The organism is Bariatricus massiliensis (assembly GCF_900086725.1).
In the GTDB taxonomy this organism is placed as follows: domain Bacteria; phylum Bacillota; class Clostridia; order Lachnospirales; family Lachnospiraceae; genus Allocoprococcus; species Allocoprococcus massiliensis.
In genome coordinates this window covers 546,500-560,486 of the sequence record NZ_LT574836.1, presented here as the reverse complement: position 1 = coordinate 560,486, position 13,987 = coordinate 546,500, and the positions used below count along the sequence as shown (strand labels likewise).

General features: G+C 46.3%; 11 protein-coding genes and 1 pseudogene. 3 read left to right on the top strand and 9 right to left on the bottom strand.

Annotated elements, in window-relative coordinates; all coding sequences use genetic code 11:
• Positions 1-10 precede the first annotated feature (10 nt).
• Positions 11-1,567 carry a putative ABC exporter domain-containing protein gene (locus BN6465_RS04235; RefSeq protein ID WP_066731980.1) on the bottom strand — a complete coding sequence of 519 codons (1,557 nt, stop codon included), beginning with the start codon at positions 1,565-1,567 and terminating at the stop codon, positions 11-13.
• Positions 1,567-2,262, bottom strand: coding sequence for an ABC transporter ATP-binding protein (locus BN6465_RS04230; protein ID WP_066731975.1), 696 nt, complete (start codon positions 2,260-2,262; stop codon positions 1,567-1,569). Before BN6465_RS04230 ends, BN6465_RS04235 begins: the two co-directional genes overlap by 1 nt.
• 177 nt (positions 2,263-2,439) lie before the next feature.
• On the opposite strand from BN6465_RS04230, the pseudogene BN6465_RS21555 reads away from it, so the two are divergent.
• Positions 2,440-2,596, top strand: a pseudogene (locus BN6465_RS21555) (type II toxin-antitoxin system Phd/YefM family antitoxin); the annotation flags it as partial.
• Between the two features lie 263 nt (positions 2,597-2,859).
• On the opposite strand, the gene BN6465_RS04220 reads toward BN6465_RS21555, so the two are convergent.
• From BN6465_RS04220 to BN6465_RS04190, 7 genes are all read right to left on the bottom strand, one after another.
• Complete coding sequence (locus BN6465_RS04220; protein WP_066731971.1) at positions 2,860-3,720, bottom strand: NAD(P)-dependent oxidoreductase; 861 nt, start codon at positions 3,718-3,720, stop codon at positions 2,860-2,862.
• 16 nt (positions 3,721-3,736) lie between these two features.
• On the bottom strand, positions 3,737-4,402 hold the full coding sequence (locus BN6465_RS04215) for an acyltransferase (RefSeq protein ID WP_066731969.1): 666 nt from the start codon (positions 4,400-4,402) through the stop codon (positions 3,737-3,739).
• Positions 4,399-6,444, bottom strand: coding sequence for a DNA topoisomerase (locus BN6465_RS04210; protein WP_066731967.1), 2,046 nt, complete (start codon positions 6,442-6,444; stop codon positions 4,399-4,401). Before BN6465_RS04210 ends, BN6465_RS04215 begins: the two co-directional genes overlap by 4 nt.
• Before the next feature lie 150 nt (positions 6,445-6,594).
• Positions 6,595-8,700 carry a polyphosphate kinase 1 gene (ppk1, locus tag BN6465_RS04205; RefSeq protein WP_066731966.1) on the bottom strand — a complete coding sequence of 702 codons (2,106 nt, stop codon included), beginning with the start codon at positions 8,698-8,700 and terminating at the stop codon, positions 6,595-6,597.
• Between the two features lie 180 nt (positions 8,701-8,880).
• On the bottom strand, positions 8,881-9,966 hold the full coding sequence (gene asd, locus BN6465_RS04200; protein ID WP_066732776.1) for an aspartate-semialdehyde dehydrogenase: 1,086 nt from the start codon (positions 9,964-9,966) through the stop codon (positions 8,881-8,883).
• 110 nt (positions 9,967-10,076) lie between these two features.
• Complete coding sequence (argH, locus tag BN6465_RS04195) at positions 10,077-11,456, bottom strand: argininosuccinate lyase (protein ID WP_066731965.1); 1,380 nt, start codon at positions 11,454-11,456, stop codon at positions 10,077-10,079.
• Positions 11,457-11,523: 67 nt separating this feature from the next.
• Complete coding sequence (locus BN6465_RS04190; protein ID WP_066731964.1) at positions 11,524-12,183, bottom strand: epoxyqueuosine reductase QueH; 660 nt, start codon at positions 12,181-12,183, stop codon at positions 11,524-11,526.
• A 171-nt stretch (positions 12,184-12,354) separates the two neighbouring features.
• Between BN6465_RS04190 and BN6465_RS04185 the strand changes: the two genes are divergently transcribed.
• Positions 12,355-13,122: an ABC transporter ATP-binding protein gene (locus tag BN6465_RS04185; RefSeq protein ID WP_066731958.1), complete on the top strand. Its 768-nt coding sequence runs from the start codon at positions 12,355-12,357 to the stop codon at positions 13,120-13,122.
• Positions 13,115-13,912 carry an ABC transporter permease gene (locus BN6465_RS04180; protein ID WP_066731957.1) on the top strand — a complete coding sequence of 266 codons (798 nt, stop codon included), beginning with the start codon at positions 13,115-13,117 and terminating at the stop codon, positions 13,910-13,912. Before BN6465_RS04185 ends, BN6465_RS04180 begins: the two co-directional genes overlap by 8 nt.
• Positions 13,913-13,987 lie beyond the last annotated feature (75 nt).

The window sequence follows — 13,987 nt, the reverse complement described above, 5'->3', positions numbered from 1 at the left end:
TCCACTTCTACTACTCGATCTGCTCCAGCACTTCAAATCTGTAAGATGCCAGAAACATTACTGTTACAGTTATTATGATACTATAAATCAGCAGAATAGGAAACACCAAATTCATATTTATGACCATGCCGACCACAACCGCCAGCGCAATCCCCACTCCCATAAGGCTCGACTGTATCAGCATCTGGAACAGCTTTCTCACCTGCAGTCCAAAATTGTCTCCCAGAATGTAGAGGGCAAATATACGCATATACATCTTGATTGCCTGAAATAGAACATACAAAAGAATTGATGTCACTATCTGCCACACCGGCAGATGCCATGCCACCCCGATGCCGACGCACATAATAGAGCCGTCGATAAAGGATTTTATATGCTCCATCTGTGTGGCGTACCAGAGCTTCTTTATCGGTTTTTCCGGTATCAGGTAGAGATAAGGGTTCTGAAGCTCCTTCTCCCATTTACCCACATATCCGCTCGTACAGAATATGACATACGCCAGAATGCCCAACAAAAACATCCCCGCATACTTGCTTGCCCCGTCGTAAGTCCAGGCCATAACAAAAGCAATGAAGAAGCAGACCAAATTCATGCTTCCAAATATGAAGAAACGTGCCTTTTTATATTCCAGCAGCTGGCGGTAAAAAATAGCCTTTGCCCCGCATCCTTTGACGCCGCCTTTAATACGGCGGTATTTCTCCTTGCCATTCCCCGTCTCGCCCTTTTTATTTCTGTTCTTCATTGCCTGATAGTCGTCGGCAAATTTAGCCGCTTCTTCGTAATATCCTCCATAGCATGGAAGCTTCCAAGCCGCGGCTAAGATTGCCGCAGTAGAAACAACATACAGGATGCTGCAGATTACATTCAATGTTGTAGGGCCGAGAAGAATCAGCCGGAACACCGCTACATTCCAGCCTACCAAGGGCAGCATCTGCAGTCCCGGATAATCAATCAGCGCGCCAACGCTTGCCAAGGAAAATCCATAGGTCTTAATATACCAGAATAGGAAAATACCGAGCACAGCTAGAACGCCAAGCATAATCTTGCTGGCTTTTCCCATCTTTTCCACCGATACTTTCTCATTCCCATAAAGAAGAATAACGATTCCGCCTTCCTGTAAACTCGTCATGAACACCCAGAACAAAAATACAAGAATCATCTTCCAGAGCGGAACATCAAAAAGCAGAATCCCTCCCAGCAGAATCAAAACCCCAAAAACCGCATCCATAAGAATATTCTTTAAAGCTCCATAAATTAATACCTGCTTTGGAGATATGGGCGCATTGAATATAAAATGGGCATGGCTTGGTTTGAAGATAATCCCTTTTCTTCTGGCATACATCAAGTAGCTGCTGGGAAGTGCAAAAAACAAAAGCACCGTAATTACGATTACAAGAGCCTTCACATTATTGAAGTGGGTGTTTTTTACTATATTAAACAGCCCAACGGCCAGAAGTGCAACATAAGCGACGGCCACCGCAATGAACAAATAGGTGACCGGACGCTTCAAGGCCTTTTTCAGACGATTGATAAATCCTCTGTATGTTACATAAAAAAGTGTCTTCATTATTTACCACCACCCGTCATCTCAAAGAATAAGTCTTCCAGCTCCTTGTTGCCGACATCTTCCTTTCGGTATGAACCGATGATATGTCCTTTTTGCATGACAAACATAATGTCCCACAATCCTTCAACCATTTCCAGCATATGTGTACTGATAAGAACGGTTACCCCAAACCCCTTTAATTCCGTAATCACTTCCTTGAGTTCCTTGATGGCCTGTGGATCCAGCCCCACCATCGGCTCATCTAGCATAATCACTTTTGGCTTGATTGCCAGCGCACAGCAGATGCTGACTTTCTGCATCATTCCCTTTGAAAGTTCATTGCCCAGCTTGTCCTGCTTATCCCAAAGCTCAAATCTCTTGAGGATAAATTCTATCTCGTCATCGCTGACTTGGCTATTGTACGCTTTCCTTATGTACTCCACATGTTCCCGCACCGTCAGTGCTTCGAACATAGCCGGAATCTCAGGAACATAGGCAAATATCTTCTTTGCCTCCATTGACCTTCCCGGCAGGCCGCAGATTCTCACCTGCCCGTCATGACGCAGAAGCCCCGCTATGCTTTTTATGATTGTCGACTTTCCTGCTCCGTTTGGCCCAAGCAAGATACCGACCTGACCTCCCGGCACTAAAAAACTCACATTATCGACTGCCTTGACCTTTCCATAAACTTTCGTCAGATTCTGTATTTCAAGCATAAATTACCCTCCTGTTATTTCTTTCACATTTCACTTTTGTTATATTGTATTATTATTTTAATACAATGTCAAGGATTTCTCCAAATGGATGCATTCTATTTTTTAATTTTTCTTCACATAATCATTCTTCTATGATATAATTAAGATAAAATAATGATAGTTTATGGAGGTGTTTTTATGATGCATATTAGGCCTGTATCTGATTTGAGGAATAAATTTCCTGAGGTTGAAAAAATTGCGGAATCCGGTGAGCCCGTTTTCTTGACTAAAAACGGCTATGGTTCCATGGTACTGCTGAGTCTGGAGCAGTATTCTAAGTTGACAGACAATGGGGCGAAGGAAGTGTCAACGGATTCTGTCGAAGCTCCTCCCAATGGCTCTGCGGAAGTTTCCAAGAACAGTCTCTTTAAAGGCAAAAAAAAGAATAAGAATCAAGCAGCTCCTGTCAACCCTGAACTTCAGAGGGAGGAGGAAGAGGAGAATCTGGGTAAGCACTCCATGCTGGACCACGCCGTCCTGCCACTTCCGCCAAGCTCTAACTCATTTCGCATTTAGAGAGGGGAACAATTCCCCTCTCTTCTTCGTTCTGCCAAATCCTTATCCGTAATATTTCATTAATGCCTGTGTCCCTAGATTTCCAAAACCTTCCGCTTCCAGTTGTTCATAGTTGGAGAGTACGAGGCTCAGCACCTCTAAGCTGATATCGCTCATATTTGCTTCAATCAGGGCCAGCTTCATGTCCTTGATAAAATGTTTCATAAAGAATCCCGGCTCATAATTTTCCTCTATAATCTTTGGGCCGAAAGTATCGAGCTGTTTACTTCCCGCCGCCCCGGTAGCGACAGATTTCAGGAGCGTCTCCAAATCGAGTCCCTTTGCCTTCGCGTAGGTGAGAGCCTCACATACGCCGCTCAGTGTGCCTGCAATCATAATCTGATTTGCCAGTTTTGCGTGCTGGCCACAGCCGGCCTTGCCCTGATAATTGATGTTCGTCCCCATTGCCTCAAACAGACTATGACATGACTCGTAATCTTCACGTTCCCCGCCCACAAGAATAGAGAGCGTACCTGCTTTTGCGCCGGTATCTCCTCCGGTCACAGGCGCGTCCAGCACGTGAAATCCTTTTTCTTTCCCTTCCTTGTATATCTTTTCCGCAAGCTGCGGGCTGGTGGTAGTCATATCGATCAGATATGCCCCCTTCTCCGCATGTGCTAAGATACCGCCTTCCTCAAAATACACCTCTTCCACGTCTTTCGGAAAGCCCACAATTGTAATCACAGCCTCGCAGCCTTTTACACAGTCTGCAATGCTCTCGTGGAACACTGCCCCCTCCTCGATTACGTCCGTGACCTTGCTTTTTGTTCTGGCATAAATGTGCAGCTCATATCCGGCTTTCATCAAGTTGCGGACCATGGATTTTCCCATGATTCCCACGCCTATAAATCCTATTTTCTTCATATTACCTGCCTCTCTTTTATTGTTTTTCCACTACTTCACCTTGTTTTTTGTAGATGCTCCCCGCGGGCACATACCCTCTGACCATAGAAAGGGGATAGATGTTTGTGTCACTGCCCACTACACTGCCTGGATTCAGGACAGTTCCGCATCCGACCTCCACATTGTCTCCGAGCATTGCCCCGAATTTTTTCATTCCTGTCTCAATTCCGCCCTCCGGCGTCTTCACCACAACAAGCTTTTTGTCAGATTTCACATTGGATGTGATGGAACCTGCCCCCATGTGGGACTTGAATCCCAGAATGGAATCTCCTACATAGTTATAGTGCGGTACTTGAACTTTATTGAAAAGAATTACATTTTTAAGTTCCGTGGAGTTTCCTACCACTGCGCCTTCTCCGACAATTGCGTTTCCACGGATGAATGCACAATGGCGGACCTCGGCTTCCTTACCGATGATGGCCGGGCCATTGATATATGCGGTGGGCGCTACTTTAGCTGACTTTGCAATCCAGACATTTTCACCCTTTTTTTCATATTCATCTTCAGAGAGGGTTGCTCCAAGTTCCAGAATAAAGCTGCCGATCTTCGGAAGTACTTCCCACGGATAAGTGACATCTTTAAATATATCTTTTGCAATTGTCTCCTCAAGTGTGTACATTTCCTTAACTGTCATTTCTTTCATGATGTTTTCCCTTTCTCTTTCTTTTTGTCGTTTTTATAAAACACTGCCGCTTTGTCATAGCAGTCTTTTAATCGATATTGGTTGTTGAGTCCCAGAACCCCGCTTGTTCTGCTTACAATAAAGTGATTGAGCTTCGTCATATACTCATCCGAGGTAATTTCCCCGTCGGCCACATAGTTGAGCCCCTTCTCCCAGCTGGCCGTAAGCTCTGGATTGAGTAGGGATTTGATGGAATGCTCCACCACATCGTATATCATTTCTCCTAAAAGAGTGGGGGTAATGATCTGCGTCTTTTTATTGAGCGATAAGTATTTGATATTGAAAAGCTTTTTCAATATCTCCGCCCTTGTGGCGCTGGTACCGATGCCGCTGCCTTTGATCTGTGCGCGGAGCTCTTCATCTTCGATAAGCTGTCCCGCATTTTCCATGGCCAGAATCATAGAACCCGAGTTGTACCGTTTGGGCGGCGAAGTCTCCCCTTCCTTGATATCCAGCCCAGTGACCGTAAGAACATCTCCCTTTTTCAGCTTCTTAATGCTTTCAAAGAATCCGGCATCTGCCTCCTTGTCCTCGGCGTCTCCCTCCGTTGATGCGGACTCTGTGGCTGTCTTGCTTTTCCCCGGCACCCCTGCCACCTTAAGATAGCCCTCCTCCGCCAGCACCCGGAAGCTTGAAAAAAACTGTTCTTCCTTCATCTGTGTTGTGATGGCTACCTTTTGATAGACCGCAGGCGGATAAAAAATGCTCAAGAAACGCCGTACAATCACATCGTAGACCTGCTTTGCCGTGTGGGTGGCCCGGCTCAGCTCGGAAAGACCCTGTCCGGTAGGTATGATCGCGTAATGGTCCGTTATCTGCTTATCATTAACGTAGCGTGTCTTTTCCAGTCCCTTAAAGCTTTTAAAGGAAAGGATGTCCTTTAAAAATGGCTCCGCATCTTGATATTTCATCAACCCGTTCAAGTTCTTTGTGATTTCCTTCGCGACTGCGGTCGACAGCACACGGGCATCCGTTCTTGGATAGGTGACCAGCTTTTTCTCATATAATTCCTGCACAATCCGCAGCGTCTCATCCGGACTGATTTTAAAACGCTTAGAACATTCATTTTGCAGCTCCGCCAGATTGAACAGAAGGGGCGGGTTCTTCTTTTCTTTTTTCTTTTCTATCGCTAAAATCCGGCAGGTGAGAGGCTCTTCCTGCCCTTCCTTCAGATAAGCAATCAGCTTTTCCGCTTCCGGCTTCTCCTTAAATCCATTTTCTTTATATAAAAGCAATGACTCAAAGTATTTCGAGCCCTTGACCGCCCTCCACTCGCCTTCAAAGGTATGTCCTTCGGCACTGACACTCTGCAGTACACGGTAAAACGGAGTTTTTACGAACTCGCGGATTTCTCTTTCCCTGCGGACTACCATGCCCATGACACAAGTCATGACCCGCCCTACTGAGATGACCGTATACTTCGTGCTTAAATAATTGGAAATGCTGTTTCCATATTTTAATGTCAAAAGTCTGGAAAAGTTGATTCCCATCAAGTAGTCTTCCTTTGCCCTGAGATAGGCGGAGGCAGAAAGATTATCGTATTCACTCAAATCCTTCGCTTCCCTGATGCCTCTCAGAATCTCCTCCTCGGTCTGAGAGTCAATCCATACACGCCGTCTGTCTTTGCCCTCCACTTGGGCCATCTGTTCTACAAGCCGGTAGATATACTCCCCCTCTCTCCCGGAGTCAGTGCAGACATAAATACGCTCTACGTCCTTGCGGTTCAGAATCCCCTTCACGATCTCGAACTGCTTTTTTACGGCCGGTATCACCTCATACTTGAATTCCTTCGGTATAAAAGGAAGCGTCTGCAGGCTCCAGCGCTTATACTTTTCATCGTAAACTTCCGGATAGCTCATCGTCACCAGATGTCCAACACACCATGTTACGATAGCCTCCTCAGATTCCAGATAACCGTCTTTTCTCCTTGAACTCAGATGCAGTGCCTTGGCAAACTCCTGCGCTACACTTGGCTTCTCTGCTATGTATACTGATTTACCCATATATTGTCACAATACTCCTGTCCTGATTTTGGCTTCATTTTCTTATGATATCACAATTTTTTTCAAAAAGGAACCCAAAGGGTCAAAGGGGACAGTCCCCAACGGCAAAAGGGACAGTCCCCAACTCATCGGGACCTGTCCCCACTGCAATTATTTCTTAAACAGCAGTTTTCTCAGTTTTTGTCCAAAGCTTAGCTTTTCCTCTACTTTTGGATGTTTTACAGCCATCGCTTCTTTCATAAAATATTCTTGAGCGCATACTTTTGTGTTTCCCTGCTCTTTTTTCTTATAATTTCCATCACTTTGGAGTATCCTTGCTTTGACATTGTCTGCCAGCATTACTTGCAGCATCCGTGTGAGCTGTGCCTTAATCCTATCGTCATATACCGGGCAGGCTACTTCCACCCGTTTTTCTGTATTCCGCGTCATCATATCTGCAGAGCCTATATATATCTTCTGCTCAGGCCCGCTGCCAAAACTGAAAATTCTCGGGTGCTCGAGATAGCGGCCCACAATACTAGTCACCCTCACATTCTCTGTATATTCAGGTACGCCGGGCAGTATACAGCATATCCCGCGCACAATCAAATCAATCTTTACACCGGCCTGTGATGCTTCTGCCACCTTCTGGATAAAGTCTACATCGGTCACGGAATTCATTTTCATAATGATCCTCCCATTTGTTCCTTTGCGAATCTCTCCGTCCATGAGGAGAAGTACTTTCTGCTTCAGGCTGGTGGGCGACACAATCAAATGCTCATAGCTTCCGTTTAAATTACCGATGGACATATTCTTGAAAAAGACTGTGGCGTCCTCCCCAATCCCTCTGTCCGCGGTGATCAGCGAAACATCCGTGTACATTGTGGCCGTTTTTTCATTGTAATTTCCCGTTCCCACCTGTGTAATATACTGGATGTCGTTCTTATTACGGCATGTGATTAGACAAATTTTCGAATGCACTTTATAACCTTCGAACCCATAAATGACCCGGCAGCCGGCTTCCTCCAAGCGTTCCGACCAGTCAATATTGCTCTGCTCGTCAAAGCGCGCACGCAGCTCTATCAATACCGTAACTTCCTTGCCATTCTCCGCGGCGGCACAGAGGTACTCCACGAGCCTTGCCTTTTTCGCCAGACGATAGATTGTAATCTTGATTGTCAGGACAGTCGGATCATAGGCAGCCTCTTTAATGAGCCTTAAAAATGGCTCCATGCTTTCATACGGATAAGACAGCAGCACATCCCGCTTTTTCACCTGCTTCATGACACTCCCCTCTGTCAGGTAACGGGATACTTGAGGGGTGAATGCTTCATCCGTAAGAGAACGTTTCATCGATGTCGGGACTTTATCCATGATAGAGAAAATGAAATCCAGTTTCATCGGCATCTTCGTGCGGTAAATCTGATTTGCAGAAATCTTGAACTTGTCACAGAAAAACTTCTCCGTCTCTTTGCTGAGCGGTTCAGCAGTCTCCATGCGCACAACGGCCATCCTCCTGCGCTTATGCAAAGTCTGGCGCATCAGATAGCGGAAATCATCATTAATTTCCAGCGCCTCGTCGTCCGGAGATACATCTGCGTTCCTCGTCACACAAATATAGTTCTTGTCGGACACCTCATATTTGTCAAACACAAGGTCAAGATACTCCATAATCACCTTTTCCATTCGAATATAGCGTATATCATGTCCCGGCAGATAGAGAATATCAGAGACAAACTGAGGAACCGGCACGATTCCCAGCATCGCCTTATTGTCCTGCTTCAAATTGGCAATGACATAAATCTCTTTATTCAAAAGATGCGGGAACGGGTGATTCGCGTCCACAATCTGGGGAGACAGAATCGGAAGCATCTGATCTTTAAAATACTTTTTTACATATTTCTTTTCCTGCGCCTCCAGCTCCTTCATGGACAATCCACAGACTCCGTATGGGCTGAGCTGCTTCTTAATCTCAGAATATGTCTTGTCACGCTCCTTGTACAGCGGAGTCACCGCTGTATAGATCGCGTCCAGCTGCTTCTCCGGCGTCATGCCGGAACGGCTGTCAATCGCAGTATTATCCGTGAGGCACATATCGTATAAACTACCGACACGTATCATGAAAAATTCATCCAGATTACTCGTAAAAATCGACACGAATTTCATCCGCTCCAGAAGCGGGACCGTGGAATCCTGCGCTTCTTCCAGAACACGCTGATTAAATTTTAGCCAGGAAAGCTCCCTGTTCTGGGTGTATTTTAACATCTCATCGTTCATCTTCTCTCCCTCAACTTTCTCTCTAAACTCAGTTCCGTCAAAGCGGATATCCATTTATATACAAAATTATACCATATAATCTGTTTATGGCGGTAAAATTTGTGTTAATTTCATGTAATATTCCATAAAGACAAAAAAGTCCCCCTATCCTTAAAATTCAGGAGAGGGGGACATAAACTACTATTTTGTTTGAATAAAGCCCTTCGCTGCCAGTGTCTCCGCACAGAGAACCGCTCCGCCCGCGGCTCCTCTGACCGTATTGTGTGAAAGTCCAATGAACTTGTAATCATAGATTGTGTCTTCTCTGAGACGGCCCACAGAGACGCCCATCCCATTTTCATAATCCACATCCAAAGCCACCTGCGGCCGATTGTCATCCTCCAGATATTGGATGAACTGCTTGGGCGCGCTGGGCAGATTCTCCTCCTGCGGCACCCCTTTATAATTCACAAGCTTCTCAATCAATTGTTCCTTTGTAGGCTTTTTCTCAAAGTTAATAAATACCGCCGCCGTATGCCCGTTCAAGACTGGCACGCGCACGCACTGGCAGGTAATCTTCGGAAGCTCTGCCTTCACGATCTGACCGTCCTCCACTCTTCCCAATACACGAAGCGGCTCCTGCTCGCTCTTCTCTTCTTCTCCGCCGATGTAAGGAATAATATTCTGCACCATCTCCGGCCATTCTTTAAATGTCTTTCCTGCCCCTGAGATTGCCTGATACGTCGTCACGACCAGTTCCTTCGGCCCAAACTCACGCCAAGCGGCAAGACACGGGGCATAGCTCTGAATGGAGCAGTTAGGCTTAACAGCCACAAACCCCCTTGTCGTACCTAAACGCTTTTTCTGCGCTTCGATGACTTCAAAATGCTCCGGGTTAATCTCCGGAATGACCATAGGTACATCCGGCGTCCAGCGGTGTGCGCTGTTATTAGATACAACCGGCGTCTCTGTTTTTGCATAGGCATCCTCTATGGCGCGGATTTCTTCCTTCGTCATGTCAACGGCGCTGAACACAAAGTCTACCGTCTTTGCCACTTCCTCCACTTCATTTACATTATGTATCACAAGCTTCTTCACGGCTTCCGGCATCGGAGTGTCCATCTTCCACCGTGCGCCTACCGCATCCTCATATGTCTTACCGGCTGAGCGGGAACTTGCCGCCACCGTCACCACCTCAAACCACGGATGATTTTCCAGAAGTGCGATAAAACGCTGTCCTACCATACCTGTTGCCCCAAGAATACCGACTTTTAATTTCTGCTCCATTTTCTTCATCCTCTCTTCCATGTCACTGTCCCTGTCACAAATACATTTGTGCGTGTTCTGAATATAATATCCCATTTATATAAAAATTGCAAGACCAAATATCCAAATCCCTAACATTCCTCCAGATATTTTGCATAGATATCAATCACCTGCTTCATAGCCTCCGGTCCCGGCGCTCCCAGCGTGTTCCTCTTCTCCACGCAGGTCTCCATACTGATCGCGTCATAGATATCTTCCTCGAACACCGGAGAAATAGCCTTGTACTCTTCCATGCTCATGTCATCCAGCGCAATTCCTTTTTCGATACAGTACAGAACCAGACGTCCCACGATTCCGTGTGCATCCCGGAATGGCACGCCGTGATTTACCAGATAATCTGCCGCATCCGTTGCATTGGTAAATCCATGCTCTGAACTGGCACGCATGTTGGCTGTCTGAAATTTCATCGTAGCCATCATGCCGGTAAACAGGGCCAGACACCCTTTCGTAGTGTCCAGAGCATCGAATACAAGCTCTTTATCCTCCTGCATATCTTTATTATATGCAAGCGGGATACCTTTCATGGTTGTGAGAAGGGACATGAGAGCCCCGTATACACGTCCCGTCTTGCCCCTTACCAGTTCCGCGATATCCGGATTCTTCTTCTGAGGCATAATGCTGCTTCCGGTGCTGTAGCTGTCGTCGATCTCCACGAAACGGTATTCATTGGAATTCCAGATAATCACTTCCTCCGAAAAGCGACTCAGGTGCATCATAATAGTCGACATTGCGCTGAGAAGCTCAATAAGGTAATCTCTGTCCGACACAGAATCCATACTATTCAGCGTCGGCCCGTCAAATCCTAAAAGCTCTGCCGTATAAGCCCTGTCCAAAGGATAAGTAGTTCCAGCCAGCGCACCGCTTCCTAGAGGACAGGTATTCATCCGTTTATAAATGTCCTTAAGCCGCTGATGGTCTCTCTTGAACATCTCAAAATAAGCTCCCATATGGTGAGCCAGCGTAATCGGCTGGGCTTTCTGCAGATGGGTAAATCCAGGCATGATTGTGTCTACATGCCCCTTCATAATTGTGAGGAGTTCCCGGAGCAGGTCAACGACCAGCCCTTCCAGAGAGCGGACTTCACTGCGGATGTACAGCTTCATGTCTAAGGCTACCTGATCGTTGCGGCTCCTTCCCGTATGCAGTTTTTTCCCGGTATCCCCAATCCTTTCAATCAGATTCGCTTCCACAAAGCTGTGGATATCCTCGTATTCGTCTGTAATCTCCAGCTTACCGCTTTCTACATCGGATAAAATCCCTTCCAGCCCTGCGATAATTTCTTTTTTCTCTTCCTCTGTCAGGATACCCTGTTTGCAGAGCATCATGACATGGGCGATGCTCCCCTTGATATCCTGCGCGTAAAAGCGCTGGTCAAAGGAAATTGACGCATTAAAATTATATACTAATTTATCGGTTTCTTTCGTAAATCTTCCACCCCATAATTGTGCCATAGCCGTTCCTCTTTTCTGTATGTTTTCGTGCTTTAGTGTACCACAGACTGTCCTTCTGTGTAAAGTTCTACCTCGATATTTTTCCCTGTTCTCCCACAGATTCCTTCCCAGCCAGACGCTCTTGGCGAGAATAGACACAGCCGCAGTAATCCTGACGGTACAGTCCATATTCCTTCGACAACTCCGTGGAGCGCTTGTACCCGTTTTTCTTCTTGAAGTCGGAAGGCAGGTAAGGTACTCCCCACTCTTCCCCCAGCTTCTCGCCGATCAGATTAAGCTTTTCAGCATTCTTAAGCGGGCTGATACTTAAAGTTGTAGTGAAATAGTCGAACCCACCTTCCCTCGCAGCCTCGGCCGCCTCCCGGAGCCTCAACTCATAACACCGGAAACACCGCTCGCCGCCTTCTCTCTCTTTTTCATATCCCTTTGCGACTTCATAAAATCTTTCCTTATCATAACTCCCCTGCAAAAAGGTGATCGGATACTTTGCCGGAAGCGTTTCCGTCAGCTTCCGCTGCTCTTCCACACGCTTTTCATACTCTGCTTCCGGGTAAATATTAGGATTATAATAAAATACCGTAATCTCAAAATATTCCGATAAATACTCCAGAACATAACTGCTGCAGGGAGCGCAGCAGCTGTGGAGCAGAAGTCTTGGGACTCTGTCCTCACGCCTAAGCTTCTCTATGATATGTTCCAGCTCACGCTGGTAATTTCGTTTGTTCATCTTCGTCCCTCTTTTTCTACTGTAGAACCGGTTTTACTTTTCCATTATAATATCATACTTTACAGCCATTATTAACTGCTTTTTGAAAAATAATGCAGGCACGCTTTGCCCCTTCCCTTCATAAAATGATGTATAACCTTTTCCCATATCATGCGTAACTGGAGGATTGCTATGGACTATATATTGGAACTCAAAGACATCAACTACGCCTACCATAACATGGAAGGTGAGACAAAAGCTCTGGAACACATTTCCTTCGGAATTAAAGAAGGGGAGTTCATCGCCATCGTCGGTCCCTCCGGCTGCGGAAAATCCACTCTGCTGCATCTGATTGCCGGACTTCTGGAGCCGGAAAAAGGACTGATTAAACTAAATGGAAAATACTTGCGGGACAGCGCCACAAACATCGGTTACATGCTCCAGAAAGATGAGCTTCTGGAATGGCGCACGGTCTACCACAACGTTCTGCTGGGTCTGGAGATTCAGCACATGATGACTGCCAAAGCGAAAGCCAAGGCACGGGAACTTTTAGACATCTATGGTTTAGATCAATTCGCAAACGCCAAGCCATCCGAGCTTTCCGGCGGCATGCGGCAGAGAGCGGCGCTCATCCGTACTCTGGTGCTGGAGCCGGATATTTTACTTTTGGATGAACCCTTCTCCGCACTCGATTATCAGACCCGCTTGAATGTGGGCGACGATATCGGTCAGATTATCCGCAAGGAAAAGAAAACCGCGATTCTGGTTACTCACGACCTCTCCGAGGCCATCAGCCTTGCCGACAGAATCATTGTACTCAGTGACCGGCCGGCTACTATCTGCCAGACAGTAGATGTCACCTTTGATTCTAAAGAGACTTCTCCTCTGAAACGGAGAAATGCCCCGGAATTTAAGACCTATTTCAATTTAATCTGGAAGGAGTTGAATCCAAATGAATGAACTTTCACAAGGCCAGCAGCATTACTTAAACCAGCATCGAAGGCATAAAAGGATTGTGCGGGTTTCACGTATCGCTATTCTCCTTAGTTTTTTATTTTTGTGGGAATTCGCAGCCAATGTGGGAATGATTGATTCTTTTATCTTCAGCAGCCCTTCCCGGATAGCCCTTTGTTTCTGGGGAATGGTTCTGGATAAAAGTATTTTCCTGCATGTAGGCGTTACACTGTATGAGACATTAGTCAGTTTTATCCTTGTCATCGTATTCAGCATTCTGGCGGCAGTGCTTCTCTGGTTCTCGGAACGTCTCTCGGAGATTATGGACCCTTATCTGGTGGTCCTCAACAGTCTTCCGAAGTCCGCGCTGGCGCCACTCCTTATCGTATGGCTCGGGGCAAATAAAACGACCATCATCGTGGCCGGTATGTCTGTCGCCATCTTCGGCAGTATTTTGAACCTGTACTCCAGCTTCACCACGGTGGACCCGGAAAAAATCACCTTGATTTATACGCTCCACGGCAACCGCTTCCACGCCCTCACCAAAGTAGTCATACCGAGCAGTATTCCCTCTATTATCAGTACAATGAAAGTCAATATCGGCCTATGTCTGGTAGGCGTCGTCATCGGTGAATTCATCGGCGGGCGGGAAGGTCTGGGCTACATGATAATATACGGCAGCCAAGTATTCAAACTTGACTGGCTTCTGATGTCCATCTGCATCCTCTGCATCATAGCAATGGGGTTGTATTCGCTGATAAACGTCATTGAACGGATTTATCAAAAACGGGTATGATTTTATTGTACGCACGGTGCAGATGATTAAATATATCTGTGTATAGGATGATTGCTTCCATACACAAAAGCAGCT

Coding starts and splice junctions, on each gene's coding strand:
- BN6465_RS04235 (WP_066731980.1), bottom strand. CDS start 1,567: ATGAAGACACTTTTTTATGTAACATACAGAGGATTTATCAATCGTCTG.
- BN6465_RS04230 (WP_066731975.1), bottom strand. CDS start 2,262: ATGCTTGAAATACAGAATCTGACGAAAGTTTATGGAAAGGTCAAGGCA.
- BN6465_RS04220 (WP_066731971.1), bottom strand. CDS start 3,720: ATGAAGAAAATAGGATTTATAGGCGTGGGAATCATGGGAAAATCCATG.
- BN6465_RS04215 (WP_066731969.1), bottom strand. CDS start 4,402: ATGAAAGAAATGACAGTTAAGGAAATGTACACACTTGAGGAGACAATT.
- BN6465_RS04210 (WP_066731967.1), bottom strand. CDS start 6,444: ATGGGTAAATCAGTATACATAGCAGAGAAGCCAAGTGTAGCGCAGGAG.
- ppk1 (WP_066731966.1), bottom strand. CDS start 8,700: ATGAACGATGAGATGTTAAAATACACCCAGAACAGGGAGCTTTCCTGG.
- asd (WP_066732776.1), bottom strand. CDS start 9,966: ATGGAGCAGAAATTAAAAGTCGGTATTCTTGGGGCAACAGGTATGGTA.
- argH (WP_066731965.1), bottom strand. CDS start 11,456: ATGGCACAATTATGGGGTGGAAGATTTACGAAAGAAACCGATAAATTA.
- BN6465_RS04190 (WP_066731964.1), bottom strand. CDS start 12,183: ATGAACAAACGAAATTACCAGCGTGAGCTGGAACATATCATAGAGAAG.
- BN6465_RS04185 (WP_066731958.1), top strand. CDS start 12,355: ATGGACTATATATTGGAACTCAAAGACATCAACTACGCCTACCATAAC.
- BN6465_RS04180 (WP_066731957.1), top strand. CDS start 13,115: ATGAATGAACTTTCACAAGGCCAGCAGCATTACTTAAACCAGCATCGA.